This window comes from Halosegnis marinus, assembly GCF_029338355.1.
GTDB lineage: Archaea > Halobacteriota > Halobacteria > Halobacteriales > Haloarculaceae > Halosegnis > Halosegnis marinus.
Genome location: NZ_CP119802.1, coordinates 1,801,217 through 1,827,753 on the forward strand (window position 1 = coordinate 1,801,217; position 26,537 = coordinate 1,827,753).

Annotated in this window: 22 protein-coding genes; 13 read left to right on the plus strand and 9 right to left on the minus strand. The window is 71.2% G+C overall.

The window, feature by feature from the left end; all coding sequences use genetic code 11:
• Window positions 1-29: 29 nt before the first annotated feature.
• The 3 genes from P2T37_RS10020 to P2T37_RS10030 form a co-directional block, all read right to left on the minus strand.
• A complete protein-coding gene (locus P2T37_RS10020; RefSeq protein ID WP_276233785.1) occupies window positions 30-1,154 on the minus strand; it encodes a DUF373 family protein in 1,125 nt (374 codons plus the stop codon).
• 40 nt (window positions 1,155-1,194) lie between these two features.
• Window positions 1,195-2,187, minus strand: a complete 993-nt coding sequence (gene sppA / locus P2T37_RS10025) for a signal peptide peptidase SppA (RefSeq protein WP_276233786.1) — start codon at window positions 2,185-2,187, stop codon at window positions 1,195-1,197.
• 91 nt (window positions 2,188-2,278) lie between these two features.
• Window positions 2,279-3,169, minus strand: coding sequence for a coiled-coil protein (locus P2T37_RS10030; RefSeq protein ID WP_276233787.1), 891 nt, complete (start codon window positions 3,167-3,169; stop codon window positions 2,279-2,281).
• Between the two features lie 300 nt (window positions 3,170-3,469).
• Here P2T37_RS10030 and P2T37_RS10035 point away from each other — a divergent pair, with 300 nt between their 5' ends.
• Window positions 3,470-3,883 carry a DUF371 domain-containing protein gene (locus tag P2T37_RS10035; RefSeq protein ID WP_276233788.1) on the plus strand — a complete coding sequence of 138 codons (414 nt, stop codon included), beginning with the start codon at window positions 3,470-3,472 and terminating at the stop codon, window positions 3,881-3,883.
• A 30-nt stretch (window positions 3,884-3,913) separates the two neighbouring features.
• Window positions 3,914-4,717 carry an endonuclease III domain-containing protein gene (locus P2T37_RS10040; RefSeq protein WP_276233789.1) on the plus strand — a complete coding sequence of 268 codons (804 nt, stop codon included), beginning with the start codon at window positions 3,914-3,916 and terminating at the stop codon, window positions 4,715-4,717.
• A 60-nt stretch (window positions 4,718-4,777) separates the two neighbouring features.
• On the opposite strand, the gene P2T37_RS10045 is transcribed toward P2T37_RS10040, so the two are convergent.
• Window positions 4,778-6,700: a beta-CASP ribonuclease aCPSF1 gene (locus P2T37_RS10045; RefSeq protein ID WP_276233790.1), complete on the minus strand. Its 1,923-nt coding sequence runs from the start codon at window positions 6,698-6,700 to the stop codon at window positions 4,778-4,780.
• A gap of 196 nt (window positions 6,701-6,896) precedes the next feature.
• Here P2T37_RS10045 and P2T37_RS10050 point away from each other — a divergent pair, with 196 nt between their 5' ends.
• The 4 genes from P2T37_RS10050 (at window position 6,897) to P2T37_RS10065 (ending at window position 8,785) form a co-directional block, all read left to right on the plus strand.
• Window positions 6,897-7,376 carry a DUF7984 family protein gene (locus tag P2T37_RS10050; protein ID WP_276233791.1) on the plus strand — a complete coding sequence of 160 codons (480 nt, stop codon included), beginning with the start codon at window positions 6,897-6,899 and terminating at the stop codon, window positions 7,374-7,376.
• 47 nt (window positions 7,377-7,423) lie between these two features.
• Window positions 7,424-8,122 (plus strand): AzlC family ABC transporter permease, encoded by a 699-nt coding sequence (locus P2T37_RS10055; protein WP_276233792.1) that lies wholly within the window; start codon window positions 7,424-7,426, stop codon window positions 8,120-8,122.
• A complete protein-coding gene (locus P2T37_RS10060; RefSeq protein ID WP_276233793.1) occupies window positions 8,119-8,481 on the plus strand; it encodes an AzlD domain-containing protein in 363 nt (120 codons plus the stop codon). The genes P2T37_RS10055 and P2T37_RS10060 overlap by 4 nt, the downstream gene beginning before the upstream one ends.
• A 76-nt stretch (window positions 8,482-8,557) precedes the next feature.
• Entirely contained in the window at window positions 8,558-8,785 is a 228-nt protein-coding gene (locus P2T37_RS10065) for a DUF2061 domain-containing protein (protein WP_276233794.1), read from the plus strand.
• Here the strand turns inward: P2T37_RS10065 and P2T37_RS10070 are convergent, their stop codons facing one another.
• Entirely contained in the window at window positions 8,786-10,225 is a 1,440-nt protein-coding gene (locus P2T37_RS10070) for a PAS domain-containing sensor histidine kinase (RefSeq protein ID WP_276233795.1), read from the minus strand.
• A 239-nt stretch (window positions 10,226-10,464) separates the two neighbouring features.
• Here P2T37_RS10070 and proS point away from each other — a divergent pair, with 239 nt between their 5' ends.
• The 4 genes from proS (at window position 10,465) to P2T37_RS10090 (ending at window position 18,196) form a co-directional block, all read left to right on the plus strand.
• The gene (gene proS, locus P2T37_RS10075; RefSeq protein ID WP_276233796.1) at window positions 10,465-11,928 is read left to right on the plus strand and encodes a proline--tRNA ligase; all 1,464 of its coding nucleotides are present in this window, start codon (window positions 10,465-10,467) and stop codon (window positions 11,926-11,928) included.
• Window positions 11,929-12,062: 134 nt separating this feature from the next.
• Window positions 12,063-12,512, plus strand: a complete 450-nt coding sequence (locus tag P2T37_RS10080; RefSeq protein ID WP_276233797.1) for a hypothetical protein — start codon at window positions 12,063-12,065, stop codon at window positions 12,510-12,512.
• Window positions 12,513-12,616: 104 nt separating this feature from the next.
• A complete protein-coding gene (gene gltB, locus P2T37_RS10085) occupies window positions 12,617-17,164 on the plus strand; it encodes a glutamate synthase large subunit (RefSeq protein WP_276233798.1) in 4,548 nt (1,515 codons plus the stop codon).
• Between the two features lie 39 nt (window positions 17,165-17,203).
• Window positions 17,204-18,196, plus strand: coding sequence for an NAD-dependent epimerase/dehydratase family protein (locus P2T37_RS10090; protein WP_276233799.1), 993 nt, complete (start codon window positions 17,204-17,206; stop codon window positions 18,194-18,196).
• Here the strand turns inward: P2T37_RS10090 and P2T37_RS10095 are convergent.
• A complete protein-coding gene (locus tag P2T37_RS10095) occupies window positions 18,191-19,009 on the minus strand; it encodes an alpha/beta fold hydrolase (RefSeq protein ID WP_276233800.1) in 819 nt (272 codons plus the stop codon). The genes P2T37_RS10090 and P2T37_RS10095 overlap by 6 nt on opposite strands.
• A gap of 87 nt (window positions 19,010-19,096) precedes the next feature.
• Here P2T37_RS10095 and P2T37_RS10100 point away from each other — a divergent pair, with 87 nt between their 5' ends.
• Entirely contained in the window at window positions 19,097-20,155 is a 1,059-nt protein-coding gene (locus P2T37_RS10100; RefSeq protein WP_276233801.1) for an NAD(P)-dependent glycerol-1-phosphate dehydrogenase, read from the plus strand.
• Here P2T37_RS10100 and P2T37_RS10105 read toward each other — a convergent pair.
• Window positions 20,152-20,616: a hypothetical protein gene (locus tag P2T37_RS10105; RefSeq protein ID WP_276233802.1), complete on the minus strand. Its 465-nt coding sequence runs from the start codon at window positions 20,614-20,616 to the stop codon at window positions 20,152-20,154. The genes P2T37_RS10100 and P2T37_RS10105 overlap by 4 nt on opposite strands.
• Window positions 20,617-20,703: 87 nt before the next feature.
• Window positions 20,704-22,488, minus strand: coding sequence for a S9 family peptidase (locus tag P2T37_RS10110; RefSeq protein WP_276233803.1), 1,785 nt, complete (start codon window positions 22,486-22,488; stop codon window positions 20,704-20,706).
• A gap of 156 nt (window positions 22,489-22,644) precedes the next feature.
• Here P2T37_RS10110 and P2T37_RS10115 point away from each other — a divergent pair, with 156 nt between their 5' ends.
• Both P2T37_RS10115 and P2T37_RS10120 read left to right on the plus strand, forming a co-directional pair.
• On the plus strand, window positions 22,645-23,703 hold the full coding sequence (locus tag P2T37_RS10115; protein ID WP_276233804.1) for a glycosyltransferase family 4 protein: 1,059 nt from the start codon (window positions 22,645-22,647) through the stop codon (window positions 23,701-23,703).
• 91 nt (window positions 23,704-23,794) lie between these two features.
• Entirely contained in the window at window positions 23,795-24,094 is a 300-nt protein-coding gene (locus P2T37_RS10120) for a hypothetical protein (RefSeq protein WP_276233805.1), read from the plus strand.
• 1 nt (window position 24,095) lies between these two features.
• Here the strand turns inward: P2T37_RS10120 and folP are convergent, their stop codons facing one another.
• Window positions 24,096-26,525, minus strand: coding sequence for a dihydropteroate synthase (folP, locus tag P2T37_RS10125; protein ID WP_276233806.1), 2,430 nt, complete (start codon window positions 26,523-26,525; stop codon window positions 24,096-24,098).
• Window positions 26,526-26,537 lie beyond the last annotated feature (12 nt).

A 26,537-nucleotide genomic window follows, 5' to 3' on the forward strand; every position in this document is an offset into this window, starting at 1 on the left:
CCGACTTACCGCTGACGGGTCGCGCCGCCTCACGGGCTCTGCAGGTCGGCGGGTATCTCGCGGCCGGCGACGTAGGAGGCGAACACCACCCCGCCGACGGAGACGACGAGGCTCGCGAAGACGAAGAGGGCGAGCCGTTCGAGCCCGCCGAGCGGGAAGGCGGCCACCGTCACCGGGCCGAGGGTGAGTTCGGGGATACGGGCGACGCCGATCTCGCCGCCGCGTTCGAGGAAGTAGGCCGCGAAGCCGCGGACGACGAGGCCGACCGCCGCGACGCCGAAGGGGAGATTGAGGAGCGCGGAGCGGACCCCCTCGTCGGCGAGCAGTTCGTCCGCGAGCCGGCCCGTCGAGGCCGCGAGCGCCGCGGTCGTCAGCCACGGGACGGCCTCGAAGACGAACCGCATCGCCGAGAGGAACACGCCGGCGTCGCTCGCGGCGTTGGCCGCGACGGCGCCGACGAACGCGCCCACGAGCGCCAGCCCCGCGCCGACGACGTAGGTGACGAGCGACACCTGCCCGGAGTAGAACGCCTCCCGCACGGTGCCGGGTATCTCGGCCACGACGTCGTCCACGCCGAGCCCCTTGTACAGCAGGAAGACGCCGAGCGCGGCGACGACGGCCGCGACGGCCAGCGCCACCGAGTCGGCGAGCAGCAACAGGACCGGGAAGGCGAGCATCGTCGCGCCCAGCGGCACGAGCACCGTCGAGCGCAGTTCCTCGTCGGCGAGGAACTGCTTGAGCAGGTAGTAGGTGGACTCGATGTCGTGGCTCTGGCGGACGACCACCCGGTCCACGGCGTCGACGCGGAGCCGGGACTCCACGATGGGGACGAGCCGCTCGGCCTCCGCGCTCGCGACGACGACAACGGCCGAGTCGGGGTTCAGCCGCTCGACGATGTCGTCCAGCCCGCGCGCGACCGCCCGGTCCGCGCGGACGGCGTCGCCCGCGCCCGACACCACGGCCACCTCCGCGGGTTCGTTCTCGTCGCGCAGGTCGCGCGCCACCTTCAGCGCCTCCAGCATCGAGTTCACCCGGGAGTCGCCGGGGTCGTCGATACCTACGTCGGTGACGAGCGCGCGGACCGCCTCCCAGCCGACGACCGGCTCGTCGGCCAGGCCGCCGTCCCGGTCCACACACACGACCAGCGTTGTCACGTCGGAAGGGAAACCGCCGCGGGACAAAAGTCTTCAGCCGTCAGAGCCGGAAATCCGCGTCGCCGTCCACGGTGTCCGCGACGCCGCGCCCGAACGCGTACGCCAGCGAGGCCGCCCCGCCCCGGAGGCGCGCGAGCGGCCCCTGTGCCGGCGAGAACTCCGCGACGCCGACCTCGGTACCGAGCCGGTCTTCGAGCATCGCCTCCACGTCGTCGCGGGTGCCGAGCTCGTCCACGAGCCCGTTGTCGCGCGCCTCGCCGCCGAGGTACACCTTCGCGTCGGTCGAGCGGACGAACTCGGGGTCCAGCCCGCGCCCCTCCGCGACCACGTCCACGAACTCCTCGTAGTAGCCGTCGATGATGCCCTGCAGGTACTCGCGGTCGTCGTCCTCCATCTCGGCGAAGGGGACGCCCGCCTCCTTGTACTCGCCGGCGGTGAACTGCTCGTAGGAGACGCCCACCTTGTCGAGCAGCTCCGTGGCGGTGAAGCGGGAGCCGCGGACGCCGATGGAGCCGACGATGCTCCCCTCGCGCGCCCACAGCTCGTCGCAGGCGCTGGCTATCCAGTAGCCGCCGGAGGCGCACACGTCGGTCGCGTACGCGACGGTCGGGCCGTCGAACCGCTCGGCGGCGAGCCGGATGTCGTCGGACGGCACGACCTGCCCGCCCGGCGTGTTGAGCTTCACGACGAGCGCCTCGACGTTCGGGTCGTCGTTCGCGCGGTCGAGCTGGTCGACCACCGCGTCCGCGCCGGTGCCGCCGGGGTCGGTCGGGAGGCCGCCGCCCCCGCCGTCGCGGGTGATGGGCCCCTCGACCGCGACTTCCGCGACGTTGTAGTCGGGGAACCACGAGGCCGCGAGGTTGCCGGCGAGTCGGACCGCGGCGACGAGCGCGGCGAGCACGAGCAGGACGCCGAGCAGGTCCGCGAGGTTCCCCGGGTACTCGACGAACAGGAGCCAGCCGGCGACCGCCGCGACGACGAGCGCGACCGCGAGCACGACGACGCGGCCGACGGTATCCGATGTGTCGTTCATACCCCGCGTGGGGAGCGCCGGCGGATAAATCCGACCCCGCGACGGTGCGGCCGCTCGCGGGCGGCGGAAAACGTGGAAAAGTCGCGTGCGATTACAGCAGGCCGGTCTTCTGCAGCTTCATCAGGTCCTCGGTGTCGAGCGTCTCGCCGTCCTGGAAGGCCTGGTATATCTCCTCGGCCTCCTCGCGGGCCTCGGCCTCCTTCTCCTCGCGGGCCTCGCGCTTCTCGGACTCCTCCTCCTCGTCCAGCTCGCGCAGACGCTTCTGGACGCGGACGAAGTCCTCGTGGTGGCGGTCGGCGGCCTCCTGGGCGTCGACGAACTGCTCGTGCCACTCGTCGGCCTCGTCGCGGATCTCGTCGGCCTCGCGGTAGGCCTCGATCATCTGGTTGTGGTGCTCCTGGGCCTCGTCCGCGAGCTCCGTCACCTTCTGGTGGTGCTCGGACGCCTGCGCGCGGACCTCCTGGGCCTTCTCCTTGAGCTCCTCCAGCTCGCCCGACTGGTCGAGCTTCTCCTTGCGCTCGGAGAGCTTCTCGCGCTTCTCCTCGATCTCCTCGATGAGTTCGCGCTCGTCCTCGGTCGAGAGCACCTCGGTCTGCTGTTTGAACTCGAGGTCCTCGATCTCCTCCTTGAGCTGCTCGACGGACTTCCCCTCGTTCAGTTCGAGGTCGTCCTTGAGCTGGTCGACCTTGTCGAACAGCTCGTTGGCCTTGGCGTTGAGCTCGTTTCGCTTCTCCTTGTGCTCCTGGACCTGCTCGTTGAGCTCGTCGCGCTTCTCGCGGTGCTCCTGTGCCTCGTCCACCTTCTCCCGCGTCTTGGCGTTGAACTCGTCGCGCTTGGAGGCGCGCTCGGAGGCCATCTGGTTCAGGTCGTTCCGTCGGTCACGGAGCTGACCCGCCTTCTTGATGAGCTGGCCTTTGTTGTCGGTTTCGAGTTCTTCGTCGGTGAGCGGTACGTTCTTGCTGTCTTCAATACTGTCTGCCATGGTTACGATCTATGCCATTACCGCTCCGAGCGCAGCATCGGCTTCTCGGAAGAAAGCTACCGTCCGGACAAGCGGTTTCCCTGTCATTCTGGTCGGCGAGCGATGCTGAACGCCGGAGGCGTTCTGGTAGTAACGGGTACAGTAGCCGGTTACTTAAAAGTTTCCGAGGCCGGGACGGCTGGAAACGGCTAGCACGGCCCCTGTCCTGCCACGTTAGTGATTACCAAGCTCCGCGGGGGACGTATAAAGAACTCGGCCCGAAAGCCGCGCGCTCAAGTCGCCGGCCACTCGAAGGGTGGTATGGAGGAAGTCGTCCGCGCGCGCGGCCACGAGAACGTCACCGCCGAGCACGCGAGCACGTGGGAACTGACGAGCGACGACTGGCTCACGCCGGCCGGCGACTGTATCCTCGCCGTCGAAACCGACCGCGTCCCCGCCGACTTCGACGCCGAGTTCGTCGCCGCCTGTCGCGACGCCGACGCGACCGTCGAGGCCACGCTCCGCGCTGACGGCCACGAACAGGTCGTCACCGGGTCGGGCCACCCGGACCTCACCTTCGACGGCGAGCGCTCGTTCGTCGCGCGCACGAGCGACTACGTGGACGACCGGACCGTCATGGTGGGCGCCGACACCGCCGCCGAGGGGTTCGACCGCGAGTTCGTCGCCGCGCTCGCCGACGGCGCCGACCTGGAGTGCGTCTTCCGGGTGGCGTAGCCCCTTACGCGAAGCCGTCCAAGGGTAGGTATGGACGAACCGAGCGAGAACATCTCCGGCGGCGACGCGGGCGGCGGCGTCCCCGCCGACTTCGAGTCGAGCGACCCGGGAACGCGCGCCGAGGCGTTCGTGGACCGACTGGGCGACAGCTACTGGCGGAAGGCGTACGGCGGCCAGCCGGCCTTCGAGTGTCTGGTCCGGACCGTCCTCTCACAGAACACCTCGGACAAGGCGAGCCAGCCGGCCCACGACGCGCTGATGGCGCGGTACGGCGGCGACGACCTCGCCGAATCGCTCGCGGCGGCCGACGTGGACGCCCTCGCCGAGACCATCTCCGGTGCCGGCCTCTACAACGTGAAATCGAAGCGCCTCGTCGCGCTCGCGGACCGCGTGCGCGAGGCGTACGGGGGCGCAGCGGGCTTCGACGACTTCGTCCGGGAGTCCGACCCGCAGGTGGTGCGCGACGCCCTGCTCGACATGGACGGCGTCGGCCCCAAGACGGCGGACTGCGTGCTCCTCTTCGCCGGCGGTCGCGGCGGGGTGTTTCCCGTGGACACGCACGTCCACCGCATCGCCCGCCGCGTCGGACTCGCGCCGGCCGACGCGGACCACGAGGCGGTGCGCGAGGCGCTCGAACGCGAGGTCCCCGCCGACAAGTGCGGCTTCGGTCACACCGCGACCATCCAGTTCGGCCGCGAGTACTGCACCGCGCGCTCACCCGCGTGTCTCGACGACCCCGACGCGTGTCCCATGGGCGACCTCTGCGAGCAGGTCGGGGTCTACCCGGAGACCGGCGAGGTCGTGGACCCGAGCGACGCGCCCGAGGCTCACTGAGACGCGAACCGGGCGGCCGACGGCGCGGGGAGTCGCGGGAAAACAGGAAGGAACGAGCGGCTACTTGAACCGGAACGTCTCCAGGTTCTTGGGCGCGAACGTCCGCATGTTGAACTCGTGGTACAGCGCCGAGGAGAAGTCCTGTACCGAGGACTCGTCGCCGTGGACACACAGTACCTTCTCGGGCCGGGGGTTCATCGTGCGGACGAAGTTCTCCAGCCCCTGCCGGTCGGCGTGGCCGGAGAAGCCGTCCACGGTCTTCACGTCCATCTCCAGCGTGAGCGTGCCCGAGCGCGACCCGCGGTCGCCGCTCATCGGGACCTCGTCCCAGCCGTTCTGGATGCGCCGTCCCAGGGTTCCCTGCGCCTGGTAGCCGACGAACACCATGCGGTTGTTCGGGTCGGGACCGAAGTGGCGGAGCCACGACATGATGGGGCCGCCGGTGACCATCCCCGACGTCGAGAGGACGATACACGGGTCGCCGTCGGCGACGTCCTGGCGCTCCTCCTCGCCGCCGTCGATGTGGTTGAACTGCTCGGCGAGGAAGGGGTTGGCGTCCTCGTGGAAGATGCGGTCGCGCAGGTCGTCGCGGAGGTACTCGGGGTAGGTCGTGTGGATGGCCGTCGCCTCCCAGATCATCCCGTCGAGGTGGACGGGCATCTCGGGGATGTCGCCCTTGCGCATCGCCTCCTCCAGGACGAGCATTATCTCCTGTGAGCGCCCGACGGCGAACGCCGGGATGACGACCTTCCCGTCGCGCTCGTAGGTCTCGTTGATGACCTCCTTCAGCTTGCGCTCGGAGTCCTCCTGGTCGGTCTGGTAGTCGTTTCTCCCCCCATAGGTCGATTCCATCACGAGCGTCTCGACGCGGGGGAACTCGTTGACCGCGCCGTTGAAGAGGCGCGTGTCGTCGTAGTGGATGTCGCCGGAGAAGGCCACGTTGTAGAGGCCGTCGCCGATGTGGAAGTGGCTCACCGCGGAGCCGAGGATGTGGCCGGCGTTGTGCATCGTGAGCTTCACGTCCGGCGCGATGTCCGTCACGTCGCCGTACTCGATGGGGATGCAGTGCTTGATGGCCTCGCGGACCATCTCGGAGCCGTACGGGGGATTGCGGCCCTCCTTGGCCGCCACGTCGAGGTAGTCGAGCGTGAGCAGGCCCATCAGGTCGCGGGTCGGCTCGGTACAGTAGATGGGGCCGTCGTAGCCGTACTTGAACAGCAGCGGGATGAGCGCGGAGTGGTCGAGGTGGGCGTGCGTGAGCACGACCGCGTCGATGGTGTTCGCGCCCGCGCCGAGCGCCTCCGGCACCTGCAGGTAGGGCACCTCGCCCTCGGCGCCGGGCTTGTCGCCGCAGTCGACGAGGATGCGCGTCTCGGGCGTCGAGACGATGAAGGAGGCGCGGCCGACCTCGCGACAGCAGCCGAGCGTCGTGATGCGCACCCACTCGTCGTCGGACATCTCCTCGCGGTGTATCTGCCGGCCGATGCGTTCGAGGATGTCCCGGCGCTCGTCGCGCTCCTGTTTCAGGAAGTTCCGGACGTTCGAGACCGTGGAGGACTCGATGGGCGGGGTGCGGACGACCTCGGGGGTCCAGCCGACGGCGCGCGTTATCTCGCGGAGGGTGGAGCCGTGACGGCCGATGACCATCCCCGGCTTCTGGGCCTCGATGACCACCTCGCCGGTGTCGGCGTGGAAGTCGAGGTCGGTGACGCCCGCCTCCTCCGGGATGATGTCGCGGACCTGTTCCTCGGCCTCGCGCGGGTGCGAGAGCACGTCCGGGTCCGGGCGCACGGTGATGCGCTTCCTGAGCTTGGAGGCCAGCCGCCGCACCAGGTCGCCGTCGCTGGCGAACTCCTTGGGGTCGCGGGTGTACACCACCAGCTCCGGACCCTCGTAGGTCACGTCCGAGATGGTGATGTCGGCCGGGACTTCCTCCTCTATCTCTGCTTGTAGGTCGTCGAGTTGCCGCTCTACTGCGCTCATATGTCGTAATGGGGTTCCGGCGTGTCGCGCGGCGCTCGGGGCCGGTCCCTCCGCGACGCACGCGCTGTGACAGGACTCATACTATGTGGGTCAAAGAGCCGCCTCGCCCGGCGACTGCGGGACAGCGTACCGGAAAACCCGCTTACCCCGGGATACACCGCTGTCTCTATAAAAGGCTTCGCAAACATCACGTGGTATGCACCTCACGCCGGCGGCCGTGGCGGCCGAGCGCGACCGCGTCCGCGACAACGACCGTATCGTCCCGCTCATCAACGACACCCGCGACACGCTCGCCGACCTGTTCGCGACGGAGGTGGGCCACGTCACGCGCGACGAGTATCGCCGGGAGGTGGACGCGGTGTTCGCGGACGGCGACGTGGCCGTCAACGTCGCGGCGCTCGCGGGCCTGCTGCGGGACCTCGACGTGGAGGGGGACTACCCCGGGTTCGTCGTGGACGAGGTGCTCGGGCGCGAACTCGCCGCCACGGTCGCCGGCGGCCGACCGCTCTCGCTGCTCGCGGAGGCGACCTTTCACGTCGCGGACGTCCACACGCACGGGGACCCCGATGACCCCGCGGGCCGCGACGACCTCGACGCCGCGCTCGCCGCGGGCTTCCAGACGCGCCTGCCGGGCTGGGCGTGGACGGAGACGGAGAGCCCCTTCGCCGTCCGCTGACTGTCGCGAGCGCAAGCCTTCTTGCCGCCGCTCTCGGAGCCGTTCGTGTGACCCTCCGTGACGACTTCCTGGCCGGCGTCCGCGACGTGGCCCCGGTGCTGCTCGGCATCGTCCCGTTCGGGCTCGTCGCGGGCGCGGCCGCCGTGGAGGCGGGCCTCACCGGGGCGCAGGCGGTCGGCCTCTCGGTCGTCGTCTTCGCGGGCGCGTCCCAGCTCGCGGCCATCGACCTGCTCGGCGACGGCGCGCCGCTGGCCGTCGTCGTCGGCACCGTCGTCGTGGTGAACCTCCGGATGGTGATGTACTCCGCCTCCATCGCACCCCACTTCCGCGACCTCGCCGCCCGCTGGAAGGCGCTCGTCGCCTACCTGCTCACCGACCAGGCGTACGCCATGTCGCTGACGCGCTTCCGCGAGAACGGCGTCTCCCGGCGCGGTTACTACCTCGGCGTCGCCGCCCCGCTGTGGGTCGTCTGGCAGATCTGCACCGTCGTCGGCGTCGTGGTCGGCGCGCGGGTGCCGGCGTGGCTCCCGCTCGACTTCGCGCTCCCGCTCGTCTTCCTCGCGCTGCTCGTCCCCGCCGTCGAGGACGCGGGCACCGCCGCCGCGGCGCTCGTCGGCGGCACCCTCGCCACCGTCGGCGCGGGCCTCCCGTACGAACTCGGCCTGCCGCTCGGGGCGGTGTGTGGCGTGCTCGCGGGGCTGCTCGCCGCGCCCGTCGGCCGCGCGCTCGGGGGTGTCCGCCGGTGACCGCGACGGACGCCGTCGTCTGGGCCGCCGTCGCGCTCGGGGGAGTCGCTACCTTCGCCGTGCGCGCGTCGTTCGTCTTTCTCTACGAGCGGCTTGACATCCCCGAACTCGCGGAGCGCGCGCTCGGCTACGTCCCCGCCGCGGTGCTGGCCGCGCTCGTCGTTCCCGCCGTGTTGACCCTCGACGGGGTGCCCGTCGCCGAGGCCGGCCTGCCGCCGGCCGAGGCCCTCCGGACCCTGCTCGGGAGCGACCGCGTGCTCGCCGCGGGCGTCGCGGCCGTCGTCGCCTACTACACCGAGGACGTGCTCGCCACCATCGTCGTCGGGATGGGGGTGCTGCTCGCGCTCGGGGCGGTGTGAGGAATCGAATACGGTTTCTCTCCCACTCAATCGTAATTGCCAGCGGTTTCTTATCGGGGCCTCACGTACTCCGGCCATGGCCATCCGTTCGCGGCTCCGCGCGCCCCTGCAGGACCGCAAGCGCGCCGTCGTCAAGACGGCCTGCTACCGGGTCGTGATGGTGCTCGTCTCGGTGACGGTCGCGTATCTGGTCGTCGGCGACGCGACGGACGCGCTCTCCATCGGCCTCCTGACGAACGTCGTGAAGACGCTCACCTACTACGGCTACGAGCGGCTGTGGGACCGCATCGCGTGGGGCGTCTGACTACGCCGGCTCGAAGACGAACCGCGCGCCGGGGTCGGCGTCCTCGACCGAGACGCGCCAGCCGTGGCGACGCGCGACCCGGCGCACGATGGCGAGGCCGAACCCCGTCCCGCCCTCGTCGCCGTACCCCATCTCGAAAACGGACTCGCGCTCGGGCTCCGGGATGCCCGACCCGTCGTCCTCGACGTAGAACCCCTCCTCGGCGGGGCCGACGGTGACCGTCGGCTCCGGGCCGGCGTGCTCGGCGGCGTTCGTGTAGAGGTTCTGGAACAGCTGTCGGAGGCGCACGGGGTCGGCCTCCAGGGTGTACTCCCCCTCGACCACGAGGTCGCCCTCGACGGCGGTCGTCGTCCACGCCTCGCGCGCCACGGCCGTCAGCGAGACCGGCTCCGTGTCCTGTGCTCCGCGGTCGGCCCGGAGGCCGTCGAGCATCCCGCCGACCAGCGACTCGACGCGGTCGAGCGCGGCGGCCGCGGCGTCGAGGTGGTCGTCGTCGGGGTGTGCCTCGCGGGCCAGTTCGACGCGCCCGGCCGCCACGGACAGGGGGCTCCGCAGGTCGTGGCTCACGACGCTCGCGAACTCGTCGAGCTGTTCGTTGTCCGCGCGGAGCGTCTCCGTGTGTTCCTGCAACCGGGCCTCGCGGTCCTTGTACGCGGTCACGTCGGTGGCGACGCCGACGACCCGCGCCGGCCCCGTGTCGTCGGTCACCAGCGCGGGGCTGTCGCGCACCCACCGCACCGACCCGTCCGGACGGACGACCCGGTACTCGTGCTCGTCGGGAACGTCGCCGTCCCGGTCGTCGGCCCGGACGACGGCTCGGAACACCTCCGCGACCGCCTCGCGGTCGTCCTCGTGGACGGTCGCCGCCACCTCGTCGAGGCCGTCGACGTCGTAGAGGAACGAGCGGGGGCGGCCCCACAGCGTCTCGAACTCCGGACTGACGTACGCGTACCGCTCCTCGTGGAGGTCGTACACCCAGACGACGGCGTCGATGCGCTCCGCGAGCGTCCGGAACATCGCCTCGTTGCGCCGGAGGGCCGCCCTCGTCTCCACCCGGTCGGACACGTCGCGGACCACGCCGGCGAACAGCCGCTCGTCCCGGTCGGTCACCTCGGTGAACGAGACGGAGACGGGGACCTCGTGGCCCGACGCGTGGCGCGCCGGGAACTCGACGCCCGACCAGTCGATGGTGCGCTCGCCCGTCTCCAGGTACCGTTCGAACGCCCGATCGTGGCGCGGCTCCAGTCCGCCGGGGACGATTTCCGTCACCGGCTCGCCGACGACGGCCTCCGTGTCGTAGCCGAGCAGGTCGCCGAACGCGTCGTTGACGTACCGTATCGTCCCCTCCGTGTCGATGGTGACGACCGCGTCGGGGAGCGTGGCCACGAGCGCGGCGGCGGCGTCCGGAGCCGCGGCCGCGTCGTGTTCCTTCTCCGCCATTACGCGCAGTTGTCGGCCGACCGCGATTAACATTGTGGGTGAATACCAAGAAGCCCGTGACACCGTGGCACACGCGACCGACGGAGCTACGTCCCCGGGGTGGAACGGACACGTATGGACGACCGCCTCCGCGCCGCCGTCCGCCACCGCCGCCCGCCGGGTGGCGCGTAGCCACCCCCCTCTCTCCCCCGCGACCGGAAACGCACCGTGTTTAAGCACCGACTGAGACACGACTAACCATGAGCGACAGCGAGCAGGAGCAGGAGCTCGGTATCACCGAGCAGAAGGAGTACAGCCCCGGAAAGTGGTACGCGGAGGTCGTCCAGAAGGCGGGTCTCGCCGACTACGCGCCGATGGGCGGGTTCATCGTCGTCCGGCCGCGCGGCTACGCGCTGTGGGAGCGCCTGCAGGCGAACCTCGACGGCTGGTTCAAGGAGACGGGCGTGGACAACGCCTACTTCCCGATGATGATCCCCGAGTCGTACCTCGAACGCGAGTCGGACATCGTCGAGGGGTTCGACCCCGAGGTGGCGTGGGTCACCCACGGCGGCCACGAGGAACTGGAGGAGCGGCTGGCGATTCGCCCCACCTCGGAGTCCATCATCACGCCGTACATGGCCCAGTGGACCCGGTCGCACCGCGACCTCCCCCTCCGCCTGAACCAGTGGTGTTCGGTCGTGCGCTGGGAGGCGACGGACACGAAGCCGTTCTTCCGCACGAAGGAGTTCCTCTGGCAGGAGGGCCACACCGCCCACCGAACGGAGGACGAGGCGTGGGAGGAGACGATGACGCGGCTCGACCAGTACCACCGGCTCTACGAGGACGTCCTCGCCATGCCCGGGATGAAGGGCCGCAAGCCCGAGCACGACAAGTTCCCCGGCGGCGACACGACCACGACCGTCGAGGCGCTGATGCCCGACGGGAAGTCGCTGCAGGCGGGGACGAGCCACTACCTCGGCACCGGCTTCGCGGAGGCGTACGACCTCACCTACCGCGACGAGGACGAGAACGAGAAGGTCGCCCACACGACCTCGTGGGGACTCTCGTGGCGCGCGCTCGGCGGGCTCATCATGACCCACTCGGACGACCAGGGGCTCGTGCTCCCCCCGACGGTCGCCCCCGAGCAGGTCGTCGTCGTCCCCATCTGGCAGGAGGACACCCGCGAGGAGGTGCTCGACTACTGCGAGGAGCTGTACGCGGAACTGGAGGACGCGGGCGTCCGCACCGTCCTCGACGACCGCGACGAGCGCAACCCCGGGTTCAAGTTCAACGAGTGGGAGCTGAAGGGGACCCCCGTCCGCATCGAGGTCGGCCCCAACGAGGTCGCGGACGGCGAGGCCACGCTGGTCCACCGCCCGGACGGCGAGAACGTCGTCGCCGACCGCGAGGGCATCGTCGAGTCGGTCGAGGACGCGCTCGACACGGTGTACGCGAAGCTGTACGCGGCCGCCGAGGAGATCCTGGAGGAGAACGTCCGGGAGGCGCACGGCCGCTCGGAGATACTCGGCACCATCGGCCAGCACGGCGGCTACGTGAAGACCGGCTGGTGCGGCGACGAGGCGTGCGAGGCCGAGATCAAGGAGCAGATATCGGCGGAGATAGTCATGCTCCCGCTCGACGAGGAGCAGGAGCCCGTCCACGACACCTGCGGCGTCTGTGACGACCCCGCCGAGGAGACCGCGTACTTCGCGAAGAACTACTGAGCGGGGCCGCCCGCCCGGCTCCCGACCCGAACGCGTCCTGCGACGGATTCTGACGTTCGGGCCACGAACCGCGTGATTTCACGACACGCGGGCTGTTACCAAGATTCAAGTGGTCCGGTCGGCAGTATCGGCGTGTGAACCGCAGGGAGTACATCAAAGGTCTCGGTGTCGGGACGGCGACCGTGACGCTCGCCGGCTGTAGCGGCGGCGGAAACAACGGCGACGACGGCGGCGGAACCGCCACCCCGGCCGGGCCGGACGCCCGTGACTACATCGAGGTCACGGGTCACGAGTTCTCCACGGGCGACGACGGTCGGGTGAGCATCGACGTCTCGTACAGCAACATCAGCGGCGGCGAGGTGACGCGGATGATCCTCGCCAGTTCGCTGTTCGCCGGGGACGAGGAGGTCGCGGTCGACCGGGCGCGCCTCCTGCAGGTGGAGGAGGGCGCGGAGGCGACGGAGACGCTCACCTACGGCTCCGTGGACCGCCTCGACGAGGTGGACGGCTACACCATCACCGTGACCATCGACTCCGCGGACGGGTCGCCCTCGCACACCTACGAGTACGACGGGTCCCCCTGAGCGCGCGACGGCCGCGCTTTTCTCGAAGGTGCATAATATGTGTATTATGTACCCTTACCCTTTGAGGGGAAGTGTCATAAGCGGCTGAGTGGCACGGTACGGTAATGTCTGAGCGCACGCCGGGCGACGCGAGCGGTATGCTCGCCGACCCCGAGGACCACCGGGCGAACTGCGGGGTCGGCGTCGTCTTCGACCTCGACGGCGACCGAACCCACGGGCCGGTCGCCGACGGCATCGAACTGCTCGCGAACCTCGAACACCGCGGTACCACGGGTGCCGACGAGAACACGGGCGACGGGGCGGGCATCCTCCTGCAGATCCCCGACGAGTTCTACCGCGATATCCTCGACGTCGACCTGCCGCCGGCCCGCGAGTACGCCGTCGGCTCCGTCTTCCTCCCGCCCGCCGAGGCCGAGGCCGCCGGCATCCGCGAGGTCCTCGACGACGAACTCGCGGCCCGCGGGCTGGAGACGCTGACGTGGCGCGAGGTCCCCACCGACAACGCCGAGTTGGGCCCGACCGCTCTCGACTCCGAGCCCCGCATCGAACAGGTGTTCGTCGCGCCCGACGGCGACCTCGCCGGCGACGCCTTCGACCGCCGGCTCTACGAGGCCCGCCGCGCCGCCGAGAAGCGCGTCGAGCGCGAGTCGCCGCCGGGCGGCGCGCGCTTCTACGTCCCCTCGCTCGACCGCAAGACCGTCGTCTACAAGGGCCTGCTCAAGGCCGACCAGCTCGCCGGCTACTTCCCCGAACTCTCCGACGAGCGGATGGCGACGACGTTCGCCATGGTCCACGCCCGCTTCTCGACGAACACGCTCGGCGCGTGGCACCTCGCCCACCCGTACCGCAACATCATCCACAACGGCGAGTTCAACACCATCAAGGGGAACGTCAACTGGATGCGCGCCCGGGAGACCGACGTCGCGCACGACGACCTCGACGTCGAGACGGTCGAGCCCATCATCGACGACCCGGACCAGTCCGACACCGCGAGCGTGGACAACGCGCTCGAACTGCTGATGCAGGGCGGCCGGGAACTCCCCCACGCCCTCCGGATGCTCATCCCCGAGGCCTGGCGCGGGGAGGCGAACAGGGTACCGGAGGAGCGCCGCGAGTGGTACGACTACCACGCCTCGCTCGTCGAGCCGTGGGACGGCCCGGCGCTCGTCTGTGCCACGGACGGCGACCGCATCGGCGCGGTGCTCGACCGCAACGGCCTCCGACCCTGTCGCTACGACGTGCTCTCGAACGGGACGCTCGTGATGGCCTCCGAGGCCGGCGCGCTCGACCACGACCCCGCGGACATCGAGGAGCGCGGCCGCCTCTCGCCCGGTCAGCTGTTCCTCGTCGACCCCGAGGAGGGCCGCGTCGTCCCCGACGACGAGGTGTTCGACTCGCTCACCGACGACAAGTACGGCGAGTGGGTCCGCGGCCAGCAGGTCCGGCTCGACGACCTCGCCGCGCACGACGACCACGAGCGACACGGGGAGTCCGACGCCCTCCGGGCCCGACAGGCGCTGTTCGGCTACACCCACGACTCGCTCGACCACCTCGTGGAGCCGATGGCGCGCGACGGGAAGGACCCCGTCGGTTCGATGGGCGACGACACGCCCCTCTCCGTGCTCTCCGAGTTCGACCGCCCGCTGTTCTCCTACTTCAAACAGCTGTTCGCGCAGGTGTCGAACCCGCCGCTCGACTACATCCGCGAGGAACTCGTCACCTCGATGGAGACGCGGCTGGGCCACCAGCGGAACCTCCTCGACGAGACGCCGGAACACGCGAAGCAGGTCGTCGCGGAGTCGCCCGTCCTCACCGACGGGGAGACGGCGGCGCTGAAGGACCTCGACGGCGGCGACGACGTGAACGGCCTCTCGACCGCGGTGGTGGACATCACCTACGACCCGGACACCGACCTCGAACACGCCGTCCGGAGCGCCCGGATGGACGCGACCGTCGCGGCACAGGACCACGACGTGGTCGTCCTCTCCGACCGGAACGCCGGGAAGGACCGGCTGCCGATTCCGGCGCTGCTCGCGGTCGGGGGGGTCCACCACCACCTCGTCCGCAACGGCCTCCGGAACCGGGTCGAGATAGTGCTCGAATCGGGCGAACCGCGCGAGGTCCACCACGTCGCCGCGTGTCTCGGCTACGGCGCGGGCGCGGTGAACCCCTACCTCGCCTACGAGAGCGTCGCCGACATGGTCGCCGGCCCGGACGGGGCCGACGAGGAGGCGGCGCTCGCGGCCTACGTCGGTGCGCTGGAGGACGGCGTCCTCAAGACGATGGCCAAGATGGGCATCTCGACGGTGGAGAGCTACCAGGGCGCGCAGATATTCGAGGCCGTCGGCCTCGACTCCGACTTCGTCGCCGAGTACTTCGAGGGGACGCCCGCCCGCACGGAGGGCATCACCATCGACGACCTCGAACGCGACCTGCGGAACCGCCACGCAGTCGCCTTCGACCGCACGGACGAGGTCGAACTCGAACACCAGGGCGAGTACGGCCACCGCTCCTCGGGCGTCTTCCACGAGTGGAACCCGAGCACGGTCGGCACGCTCCAGCAGGCCGTCCGCGAGGGCGACTACGCCAAGTACCGCGAGTTCGCGGAGATGATGAACGACCAGACCGAGCGGCTCCAGACGCTTCGGGGCCTGCTCGAACTCGACTCCGACCGCGACCCGATTCCGGTCGAGGAGGTCGAACCCGTCGAGTCGGTCGTGAAGCGGTTCGCCACCGCACCCATGTCGCTCGGGTCGCTCTCGCCGGAGGCCCACGAGAACAACGCCGTCGCGATGAACCGCCTCGGCGCGAAGTCCGGGACCGGCGAGGGGGGCGAACCGCCCGAGCGGTTCGACACCGAGAAGGAGTGTAGCGTCAAGCAGGTCGCCTCGGGCCGCTTCGGCGTCACCTCGGAGTACCTCGCGAACGCCGAGGAGATACAGATAAAGATGGCACAGGGGTCGAAGCCCGGCGAGGGCGGCCACCTCCCCGGCGAGAAGGTGAACGAGATGATCGCCCACGTCCGCTTCTCGACGCCGGGCGTCGGCCTCATCTCGCCGCCGCCGCTGCACGACATCTACTCCATCGAGGACCTCAAACAGCTGATTCACGACCTGAAGGCCGCGAACCCCGAGGCCGACATCAACGTGAAACTGGTCGCGGAGGCCGGCATCGGCACCATCGCGGCCGGCGTCGCGAAGGCGAACGCCGACGTGGTCCACGTCTCCGGCCACTCCGGGGGCACGGGGGCCTCCCCGAAGACCAGCATCAAGAACGCGGGCCTGCCGTGGGAACTCGGCCTCTCGGAGGCGAACCAGATGCTCCGGGCGACGGACCTGCGCTCGCGCATCCGCGTCAGCGTCGACGGCGGGATGAAGACGGGCCGCGACGTGGCCGTCGCCGCCCTGCTCGGCGCCGAGGAGTACGTGTTCGGCACCGCGCCGCTCGTCACCTCCGGCTGTGTGATGGCCCGGCAGTGCCACGAGAACACCTGCCCGGTCGGCGTCGCCACCCAGCGCGGCGTCCTCCGCGAGCGGTTCCCCGGCCAGCCGGACCACGTGGTGAACTACATGACGTTCATCGCGCAGGAACTCCGCGAGATCATGGCCGAGATGGGGTACACGAGCGTCGAGGAGTTCGTGGGCCGCGCGGAACACCTCCGCCAGCGCGACGACGTCGAGCAGGAGAAGGCGCGGAAGCTCGACCTCTCCTCGGTCATCGCGCCCGCGCCGGGCGACCGGCGGACGAAGACGGAGCCGCAGACCCACGAGGTGGACGGCCTGCTCGACCACGCGCTGCTCGACGAGGCGGGCGACGCCGTCGCCCACGGCGACCCGGTCCACATCGACCGCGACATCGCCAACAGCGACCGCGCGGTCGGCGCGCTGCTGTCGAACCGTATCTCCCACGAACACGGCGGCGCGGGCCTCCCGGACGGCACGATAAGCGTCGACTTCACCGGCACCGCGGGCCAGAGCTTCGGCGCGTTCCTCGCGCCGGGCGTCACGATGCGGCTCACCGGCTCCGGCAACGACTACGTCGGCAAGGGCCTCTCCGGCGGGCGGGTCGTCGTCAACACGCCGAACGACGCCCCCTACGAGCCGGAGAAGAACATCCTCATCGGCAACGTCGCGCTGTACGGCGGCACCCGCGGCGAGGCGTACGTCAACGGGATGGCCGGCGAGCGCTTCGCCGTCCGCAACTCCGGCGTGAAGGCCGTCGTCGAGAGCGTCGGCGACCACGGCTGTGAGTACATGACCGGCGGCGTCGTCGCCGTCCTCGGCGAGACGGGGAAGAACTTCGCCGCCGGGATGTCCGGCGGGGTCGCCTACGTCCTCGACCGCGAGGGCGACTTCGGCGAGAAGGTGAACCGCGGGATGGTCTCCGTGACGGAGGAACTCGACGAGCGCGACCGCGCGATGCTCCGGCGGCTGGTCGAGAACCACGTCGCCCACACCGGCTCCGACCGCGGCCAGTACGTCCTCGACCACTGGGAGGACGAACTCGACCGCGTCGTGAAGGTGATGCCCGACGCCTACGCCGAGGTGCTGGCCGAGGGCGCGGACGACGTGCGCGAGGAACTGCCCGCGCGCCCGGACGCCGCGGCCCGCGCGGGCGGCGAGGACGCGGGCGTGGTCTCCGGCGACGACTGAGACCGAAAACCCCTATCGCCCCCCGCCCCGAGTGCGGGTATGACAGACACGGCGCTGATACTCGGCGGCACCCGCTTCATCGGCCGCCACACCGTCGAGGAGTTCCTCGACGCCGGCTACGAGGTAACCGTCTTCAACCGCGGCAACCACGAGAACCCCTTCGCGGACCACGACGACGTCGCCCACTTCGAGGGCGACCGCACGGAGGAGGGAAAGCTCCGCCTCGCCGCCGAGCGCGTGGATCCCGACGTCGTCATCGACTGCGTCGCCTACCACCCGAAGGACGTGCGCGTCGCGACCGACGTGTTCGCGGACGTGGACGCCTACGTCTACATCTCCTCGGGCGCGAGCTACGGGGCCGAGCGCGTTCCGAAGCGCGAGGACGAGACGCCGCTGTGTGAGTGTACGGCGGAGCAGGCGACCGACGACTCCGCCGAGAGCTACGGCCCGCGGAAGGCGGAGGGCGACCGCGCCGTCTTCGCCGCCGCGGAGGACGGGGTCAACGCGATGGCCGTCCGCCCGCCCGTCGTCTACGGCCCGCACGACTACACGGAGCGGTTCGACTACTGGGTCGACCGCGTCGACAACCACGACGAGGTGGTCGTCCCCGGGGACGGGACGAACCTCTGGCACCTCGTCTACGCGGGCGACGTGGCCTCGGGCCTGCGCGTCGTCGCCGAGGAGGGGGAGGCCGGCGAGGCGTACAACGTCGGCGACGGCCACGCCCCCACCCGCGGCGAGTGGGTGGACCTGCTGGCCGACGCGCTCGACACGGAGGTCGAGGTGGCGTACGCCGGGCCGAACGAACTCGCGGCCGCGGACCTCGAACTCACCGACTTCCCGCTCTATCGCGAGTACCCGCACCTGCTGGAGACGGCGAAGATACGGCGGCTGGGCTGGGAGCCGACCCCGCACGACGAGACGCTCGCGGCGACGGTCGAGGAACACCGCGAGTCCGACCGGACGGGCCGCGAGAACGGCCCCTCGCGCGAGGCCGAGGAGCGCGTCCTCGGCGTGCTGGAGACGCTATAGCGCGCCGTCGAGGAAGTCGCGCAGCGCCCCGACCACGAACTCCGGGGCATCGACCATCGAGACGTGGCCCGCGTCCGGTATCACCCGCAGGTCGCCGTCCAGCCGCTCGGCCATGAACCGGGCGTGGCGGCGCACTTGCGGTATCTCGTACTCGCCGTAGAGGTGACACGACGGCGCGGTCACGGCGTCGTAGTCCACCTCCACGTCGTAGTAGTTCGCGACCGCGTCGTCCAGTTTCCGCCGCTCGTCGGCGGTCATCGCCGGCACGTCGTCGCCGTGGCGCTCGTGGACGCGCTCGATGGCTTCGATATCTCCCTTCCCGCGCTCGTCGAAGCGCCACGCGTCCACCCGCCGGAGCGCGCGCTCCACGCGCTCGCGACCGACGACGGGGCCGAGCGCGTCCACCAGCGCGGGCCGGTAGCTCTCGACGCGTTCGCCGAGCGAGAGCGGCTCGGGCACCTCCCCGCCGAGGGTGGCGAACGCCCCCGGGTCGTAGCGGGCCGCGTGGACGAGCGCGACGTAGCCGCCGAGCGAGTGGCCGACGACGGCGGGCCGCTCGCAGTCGAGCGCGTCGGCGAGCGCGCGGACGTCCTCGGCGTACAGCGCCACGGAGTAGTCGTCGCGGTCGGTCGGGCCGGTGCGGCCGTGGCCCCGGAGGTCCGGCACCACGAGGCGGTACTCATCGGCGAGCGGCGCGGCGAGTTCGCGCCAGAGCCGGCCGTCCATCCCCGCGCCGTGGAGGAGGAAGACCGGCGGCCCGTCGCCGACCGTCTCGTAGTACGTCTCGACGCCGTTCGCCGCGACGGTGGGCATGGCGGCGGTTCGCGGCGCCCCGGTATGAACCCTCGCGACTCCGCCGCGGCGGACAACTGTTTTCCCGCCCCCCCGCGACGCGGGAGTATGTTCGAGAAGTCGACGTGGATAAAGCTCCCGCGCAACGTCGTCGTGGGTCACGGCGTGCTCGACCGCGCGGCCGAGGCCGTCTCGGAGCTGTACCTCGACGGGCGGCCGCTCATCGTCACGTCGCCGACGCCCGACGACATCGCCGGCGAGCGCCTGCGCAAGCAGTTCGCCGAGGCCGGCTTCGACCCCGTCACGGTCGTCGTGGAGGAGGCCCGCTTCAGCGTCGTCGAGGAGGTCATCGCGACCGCCCGCGCGGAGGAGGCCGGCTTCCTCGTCGGGCTGGGCGGCGGCAAGCCCATCGACATCGGGAAGATGGCGGCCGACGAGCTGGGCGTCGGCTTCGTCTCCGTGCCGACCGCGGCGAGCCACGACGGCATCGTCTCCGGGCGCGGCTCCGTCCCCGAGGGTGACACGCGCCACTCGGTCGCCGCGGACCCGCCGCTGGCCGTCGTCGCGGACACGGAGATAATCGCGCGCTCGCCGTGGCGGCTCACCACCGCGGGCTGTGCGGACATCATCTCCAACTACACCGCGGTGAAGGACTGGCAGCTGGCCCACCGGCTGAAGAACGTCGAGTACAGCGAGTACGCGGGGGCGCTCTCGCAGATGACCGCGGAGATGCTCGTCGCGCGCGCCGGTTCCATCAAGCGCGAACTGGAGGAGTCGGCGTGGGTCGTCACGAAGGCGCTCGTCTCCTCGGGGGTCGCCATGTCCATCGCGGACTCCTCGCGGCCCGCCTCGGGCGCGGAACACCTCATCAGCCACCAGCTCGACCGCATCGCGCCCGACCCGGCGCTCCACGGCCACCAGGTCGGGGTGGCCTCCGTCGTGACCGAGTACCTCCACTCCGGCGACGACGGGGAGTGGACGGACGTGCGCGACGCGCTCGCGAGCATCGACGCGCCGACGACGGCCGCGGCGCTCGATATCGACGCGGGGACGTTCGTCGAGGCGGTGACGACCGCCCACGGGATACGCGACCGCTACACCATCCTCGGCGACGGCGTGAGCGAGGAGGCGGCCGTCGAGGCCGCGACGGTGACGGGCGTTATCTAGAGGAGGTCGGCGGGCCCGTCGACGCGCCACGCGGCCGGCGGGACGGGTTCGCCGGCCTCGGGCACCGCCGAGAGCCGCAGTTGGAGTTGGTAGGCGGAGGCGTCGGATTCCGCACAGTCGACGCAGACGATGGCCGCGCGGTCGAGTCCGGTGAGGGTCGGGCGGACGCCGGTCCGGCGCTCCACGGCCGCACACACCGTCTCCGCGAGCGGCTGACCCGCCCCGACCGTCGTCGTCGGGCGTTCCCAGCCGCCGCCGTCCCGCTCCTGTATCAGCAGGTGTTCGCCGGCGGCGTTCTCCACCGCGACCTCGGCCAGCGCCGCCCCGCCAGCGTCGGCGCGCATCCGCTCGAACTCGGCGGGCGCGACGCTCACCGTCGTCTGTCTGATGTCGAACGCGTCGTACGTCCCGCGCAACTGTGCGAGCCGCGCAGTCACCCGGTCGCGTGTGGCCCCGCCCATCTACCCGCGACCACCGCCGGACGTCGGATAAATGCCGCCCATCGTTCGTGTCCCCGAGTGCGGAACTAAATACCCGGTTTCGGCGGCTCAGACGTGCTCGTCGAGGAAGTCCGCGACCGCGGAGTACGCCTCCACGCGGTTCTCGCGCTTGGCGATGCCGTGGCCCTCGTCGTCGAATATCAGCTTCTCGACGGGGACGTGTTCGGCGGCCTCCTCGGCGATCTGTTCGGCCTCGCCGACGGGAACGCGCGGGTCGTTCGCGCCGTGCATGACGAACAGCGGCGCGCGGATGCGGTCGGCGCGGTTGAGCGGCGAGATGGATTCGAGGAACTCGCGGTCCTCGGCGAGCGACCCGTACTCCGCCTCGCGGAGGGCGCGGCGCCAGTCGCCGGTGTTCTCGAGGAAGGTGACGAACGACGCGATGCCGACGATATCGACGCCCGCGGCCCACAGGTCGGGGTACTCGGTCAGGCAGGCGAGACACATGAAGCCGCCGTAGGAGCCGCCCATCACGACGAGGCGGTCGGAATCCACGGCGCCGCGCGCCGACAGCCACTCGACGCCGGCGCGGATGTCGCGCACCGAGTCCATCCGCTTCTCCACGTCGTCGAGGTGGGTGTACGCCTTCCCGTACCCCGTCGAGCCGCGGACGTTCGGCTCGAAGTAGCCGTAGCCCCGGTCGAGGAAGTACTGTTTCACCGCCGAGAAGGAGGGCCGGCGCTGGCTCTCCGGGCCGCCGTGGATGTCCACGATAACCGGCGCTCCTTCCTCGGGCGCGTCCGCGGGCTCCGTGTAGTAGGCCGGTATCTCCCGGCCGTCGAACGTCTCGAAGCGCACGAGTTCGGACGTGCGGAAGCCCTCGCGGGGGAGGCCCGCGGTGGCCGCGTCGGTCCACCGCTCGCGGTCGCCCCCGACGGCGAGCGTGTGGACGTTGGCGTTGTCCGCGTCGCTCGTCGCGGTGACGGCGAACCGCTCCGCGCCGTCGAAGAAGGAGACGCCGCCCGCGACGCCGTCGGGGAGGTCGGGGAGGTCGCGCTCCGTCAGCGTGAGTCCGTCGTCGCCGAGGTCCGCGGCCGTGAGGTCGGTGTAGCCGTCGACGTTGCGCGAGTAGACCAGCCGGCCGGTGTCCTCGTCCATCGCCACGCCGTCCACGTTCCACTCGTCGTCCGCGCGGACGACGTCGAGGTCGCCGTCGGTCGTCAGCCGCGCCAGCGCGAGCGTGTCGCGGTCCTCGTCCGTGACGAGGTAGATGTCCCCGTCGGGCCCCCACTGGAGGCTCCCGTAGCGGACGTTCCCCTCGTGGGGCGTGAGGTGGGTGAGTTCGCCCGAATCGAGGTCGAGGGTGTAGGCGTCGTGGTCGAACGACGAGTGCGCCTCGTGGACCAGCAGGGCGTCGTCGTCGGGGGACCAGCCGGCCAGCGAGAGCCAGCCGTCGCCCTCGTACACGAGGTCGGCCTCGGTCCCCGTCGCGTCGCGCTCCTGTACGTACACGTCGAAGACGGCGTTGTCCCGGCGGTTCGACGCGAACGCGAACCGGCTCCCGTCCGACGACCAGCCGCCCCAGCGGTGTTTCGCCTCGGGGTGCTGCGTCCAGTTCGTCACGCTCCCGTCGGGGTCGAGCCGGTAGAGCTGTGCGCGCTCGTTGCCGCCCTCGTCCATGCCGAACGCGAGCGCGCCGTCCTCGGGGGCGTACTGACAGAAGGAGACGCTCTCGTCGTAGAACGTGCGCTGTGTCGGCCACGCGCCGGGCTCGTCGAGGGTCCATACCTGCGGCGTCCCGGTCGCGTTGTAGAGGAAGGCGAGCGTCCCGTCCGGGGCCACGGACGCGCCGTGTGCGCTCCGGACGTTGAGGTAGCGTTCTATCCTGCGCATGTCTCCCGGTGCGACCCGCGGCGTAAAGTCGTTCCGCGCCCCGGTCGCGGGGGTCGCCGCGCCCGCGCCGCCGTCCGCCGTCGGCGTTCGACGGGGCGGCCGGACCGCCGTGAATCACGGCGGCTTTTAGTACCCGCCGCCCGCGGAACCGACAATATGCGCGTCGCCGTCGTCGCGTTCGAGACCGTCCACCGGAGCGACCGGCTGGGCGTCGCGCGGACGGAGGCGCTGGCCCGTGCCCTCTCGCGCCGGGGGCACGACGTGACGGTCTTCTGCACGGAGTGGTGGTTCGGGCCCGACGCCGGCCCGTGGCGCGTCGACGACGACCTGCGCTACCGGCGCATCGACATCGGGCCGGCGGTCGGCTCGTCGGCCGCGCGGCTCCCGACCCTGCTCGCGGGGTTCCGCCCGGACGTGGTCCACGCCACGCCCGCGCCCCCCGCGATGCTGCTGTCGGCGCGCGTCGGCGCGGCGCTGGCCCGCGCCCCGCTCGTCTGCGACTGGTACGGCGACGAGGGGGTCGAGGACTCCCGGCTCGGGGGCGCGGCCCGGCGCGCGCCGGCCCGTGTCCTCGCGCCCTCGCGATACGTCCGGTCGCGGCTGGCCGAGGCCGGCCTCGCCGAGGAGCGCGTCGAGGTGCTCCCCGAGTTCCTCGACTTCGAGCGGGTGCGCGAAACCGAGCCGCATCCCGACCCCCCGGACGTGGTCGCCGGCCGGCGGCTCGACGCCGACGCGAACCTCGAATCCCTCTTCCTTGGGCTCGCGGAACTGCGCGAGGACGACTGGACCGCGGCGGTCGTCGGGGACGGCCCGGCGCGCGCGGAGTTCGAGCGGACCGCGGCCGACCTCCGCATCGACGACCGGGTCCGGTTCGTCGGCGACGTGTCGCGCGAGGAGCGAATCGCGCTGTACCGCGGCGCGCACACCTTCGTCCACACCGCGCGGCGCGAGCAGTTCGCGACGGAACTCATGTGGGCGCTCGCCTGCGGCTGTGTCGGCGTCGTGGAGTACCAGAGCGACTCCGCGGCCCACGAACTCGTGGAGGGCCGCGAGCGCGGCTTCCGCGCCACGAGTTCCGAGGAGATAGCCGACGCCGTCGTCGCCGCCCGCGAGTACGGCCGCCGGACCGTCGACGAGTCGATGGCGCGCTACGACCGCGAGCGCGTGCTCTCCGACCTGCTCGACTGCTACAGGGAACTGGGCGCGGGGCTGTGAGTCATCGCTTCCCGTACGACAGGGACTTCGCCTCGTAGAGCCGGTACGGCATCGGGTCCGAGTTTTTCCGTCGTGCCGCCCCAGGGGGGATATGGGAGCGATTCCGCCCGACCTCGACCCGGAAGAACTGATGGCGGTGTTCGACACGTCCGACCCCGCGGAGGCGCGCGACGGCTACCTCGACACCTGTAGCGCGCTCCAGCAGGAACTCGCGCGCGTCCTCCGCGAGGAGGGCGGCGGCACCGTGACCGTCACGACGAGCGAACTCGCGAACCGCGTGTTCGCGCCGCGGCGAGCGGTCGATATCGCGCTGGAGAACATGGCCGAGGAGGACGGCAGTCCGCTCGTCCCGGGGCGGCGCGCGGAGACGTGGGAGATAACCGAGCCCTGAGCTATTCGCCGAACGCGTCGGGGTCGTCGGCCGCCTCGGCGACCCGAACGGCGGCGGCGTTGCCCGCCACGTCGTGGACGCGGACGATGTCGGCCCCGCGTTCGGCGGCCAGCGCCGTCCCCGCGACGGTGGCCTCGTAGCTCTCCGCGCCCGCCTCGGCGTGGGCGAACAGCGACTTGTGCGAGTGGCCGACCAGCACCGGACAGCCGAGCGCGCGGAACTCCCCGACGCGGCCGAGCAGTTCGAAGCTCTCGCGGGCCGACTTCCCGAAGCCGATACCGGGGTCCACGACGATGCGCGAGCGGTCGAGGCCCGCCTTCTCGGCGAGCAGGACGCGCTCCGTCAGCTGGTCGATGGTGTCCTCGACCACGTCGTCGTACTCGACCTCGGTGTCGGGGTCCACGGGGGCCTCGACGGAGTGCATCACGACGACCGGCACGTCGTACTCGGCGGCGACCAGCCGCATCTCGGGGTCCTCCAGCCCGGACACGTCGTTGAGGATGTCAGCGCCCGCGTCGAGCGCCGCGCGGGCGACGGCCGCCTTCCGGGTATCGACGGAGACGAGCGCGTCGAGGTCGCTCACGGCCTCGATGACCGGCTCGATGCGCGCGAGTTCCTCGTCGGCGGGGACCGGGTCCGCGCCGGGGCGGGTCGACTCGCCGCCCACGTCGATGATGTCCGCGCCCGCCGCGACCATCTCCGCGGCGCGCTCGACGGCGGCCTCGCGGGCCTCGTACTCGCCCCCGTCGTGGAAGGAGTCTGGCGTGACGTTCAGGATGCCCATGACGGCGGTGCCGTCGTCCCACGGATACCCCGCTTCCGCGGGGGGCGTGCGGATGCCGAGCGCCTCCCGGACGCGCTCGCCGACGCGTTCGAGGCCGTACGGCTGGCCCTCCAGCTTCCCGACGAGGCGCTTGAACTGCGCGAGCGTGCCCATCAGGACCACGTCGACCGGTTCGCGGTCCTGGCTCGTCAGCCCCGACGTGGCGCACTCCCCGCCGAGCGACAGCATCTCCTCCTTCAGGTAGCTCGCCTGCCGGGGACGCACCGTCGTTTTGAGGACGCGGTGGACGCCCTTGCCGCGCATCCGCCAGACGCCCGCGTCGGTCACGTCGGCGTCGGCGAGGACGGCCTCGGCGGCGTCGAGGTCCGGGACGCGCTTCGGTATCTCCGTCGCGGTCCAGCGGCGGCGCGCCTCCGCGACGACGAACAGCGAGCCGCAGACGACGACGGCGTCCCCCTCGTCGGCCGCGGCGAGCGCGGTGTCCACGGCGTCGGGGACGTTGCCCGCGACCGTCGGGTCGGCGAACGACTCGGCGAGCACCTCCGGGCGCTCGGCGCGCTCGAAGTCCGGGCGACAGAGGTAGACGGCGTCGGCCTCGGGGAGCGCCGCGGCCATCCCCGCGTGGTCCTTGTCGGTCATCGCGCCGAAGACGAGGTGGAGGTCGTCGTACTCGAACTCCGCGAGGGTGTCGGCGAGGCCGGCACAGCCGCCGGGGTTGTGCGCTCCGTCGAGGACGACGAGCGGGTCGGTCCCCATCGGCTCGAACCGGCCGGGCCAGTGGGCGTTGCGGAAGCCCCGGGCGAGGTCGGCCGGCGAGGTTTCGACCCCGAGTTCCTCGCCGACCTGCCGGGCGAGCGCGGCCGCGACCCCGGCGTTGCGGGCCTGGTGCGCCCCGAGGAGGGGGAGCTTCGTGTCCACGCCCCAGTCCGGGCCGACGAGCGAGACGGCCCCTTCGAGCCCCTCGCGGCCCCCGTAGGTCGCTGTCACGTCGGCGTCGTCGCCGCCCACGGTAAGCACGTCGCCGGCCTCGTCGCGGATGGCGTCGAGCGCCTCGCCCGTGGCCGCGGTGACGAGCGGCCGGTCGGTCGCCACCTGTGCCTTGTCGCGGGCGATCTCGGCCTCGGTGTCGCCGAGCAGGTCCGCGTGCTCCATCGTCACCGAGGTGACGGCGCTGGCGACGGGCGAGACGGCGGAGGTGGCGTCGTAGCGCCCGCCGATGCCGACCTCCAGGACGGCCACGTCGACGTCCTGTCTCGCGAACTCCCACAGCGCCATCCCCGTCACCGTCTCGAAGAAGGTGGGCGAGGCGCCGGTGCCGCCCCGCTCCGTGACGTACGGCTCGACGGTCTCGACGTACTCCGCGAGGGCGCGCTTCGGCATCTTCCGGCCGTCCACGCGGACCCGCTCGCGCACGTCGTGGAGGTGCGGCGAGGTGTAGAGCCCCACGTCCAGCCCCGCCTCGCGGAGCGCGCGCTCCAGCAGTCGCGCGGTCGAGCCCTTCCCGTTGGAGCCGGCGACCTGCACGCAGGCGTAGGCGTCGTCGGGCGAGCCGAGGTGGTCGAGGAGCGCGCGGGTGTGCTCGACCCCCGTGCGCGGCGAGTGCCGCCGGAGGTCGAACAGCCACGCCGCCGCCTCGTGGTACTGCATACTCGGGAGGTG

Bases quoted from the DNA above. Each gene is read 5' to 3' on its own strand.
- sppA (WP_276233786.1), bottom strand. From the start codon at position 2,187: ATGAACGACACATCGGATACCGTCGGCCGCGTCGTCGTGCTCGCGGTC.
- P2T37_RS10030 (WP_276233787.1), bottom strand. From the start codon at position 3,169: ATGGCAGACAGTATTGAAGACAGCAAGAACGTACCGCTCACCGACGAA.
- P2T37_RS10035 (WP_276233788.1), top strand. From the start codon at position 3,470: ATGGAGGAAGTCGTCCGCGCGCGCGGCCACGAGAACGTCACCGCCGAG.
- P2T37_RS10040 (WP_276233789.1), top strand. From the start codon at position 3,914: ATGGACGAACCGAGCGAGAACATCTCCGGCGGCGACGCGGGCGGCGGC.
- P2T37_RS10045 (WP_276233790.1), bottom strand. From the start codon at position 6,700: ATGAGCGCAGTAGAGCGGCAACTCGACGACCTACAAGCAGAGATAGAG.
- P2T37_RS10050 (WP_276233791.1), top strand. From the start codon at position 6,897: ATGCACCTCACGCCGGCGGCCGTGGCGGCCGAGCGCGACCGCGTCCGC.
- P2T37_RS10065 (WP_276233794.1), top strand. From the start codon at position 8,558: ATGGCCATCCGTTCGCGGCTCCGCGCGCCCCTGCAGGACCGCAAGCGC.
- P2T37_RS10070 (WP_276233795.1), bottom strand. From the start codon at position 10,225: ATGGCGGAGAAGGAACACGACGCGGCCGCGGCTCCGGACGCCGCCGCC.
- proS (WP_276233796.1), top strand. From the start codon at position 10,465: ATGAGCGACAGCGAGCAGGAGCAGGAGCTCGGTATCACCGAGCAGAAG.
- gltB (WP_276233798.1), top strand. From the start codon at position 12,617: ATGTCTGAGCGCACGCCGGGCGACGCGAGCGGTATGCTCGCCGACCCC.
- P2T37_RS10090 (WP_276233799.1), top strand. From the start codon at position 17,204: ATGACAGACACGGCGCTGATACTCGGCGGCACCCGCTTCATCGGCCGC.
- P2T37_RS10095 (WP_276233800.1), bottom strand. From the start codon at position 19,009: ATGCCCACCGTCGCGGCGAACGGCGTCGAGACGTACTACGAGACGGTC.
- P2T37_RS10100 (WP_276233801.1), top strand. From the start codon at position 19,097: ATGTTCGAGAAGTCGACGTGGATAAAGCTCCCGCGCAACGTCGTCGTG.
- P2T37_RS10105 (WP_276233802.1), bottom strand. From the start codon at position 20,616: ATGGGCGGGGCCACACGCGACCGGGTGACTGCGCGGCTCGCACAGTTG.
- P2T37_RS10110 (WP_276233803.1), bottom strand. From the start codon at position 22,488: ATGCGCAGGATAGAACGCTACCTCAACGTCCGGAGCGCACACGGCGCG.
- P2T37_RS10115 (WP_276233804.1), top strand. From the start codon at position 22,645: ATGCGCGTCGCCGTCGTCGCGTTCGAGACCGTCCACCGGAGCGACCGG.
- P2T37_RS10120 (WP_276233805.1), top strand. From the start codon at position 23,795: ATGGGAGCGATTCCGCCCGACCTCGACCCGGAAGAACTGATGGCGGTG.
- folP (WP_276233806.1), bottom strand. From the start codon at position 26,525: ATGCAGTACCACGAGGCGGCGGCGTGGCTGTTCGACCTCCGGCGGCAC.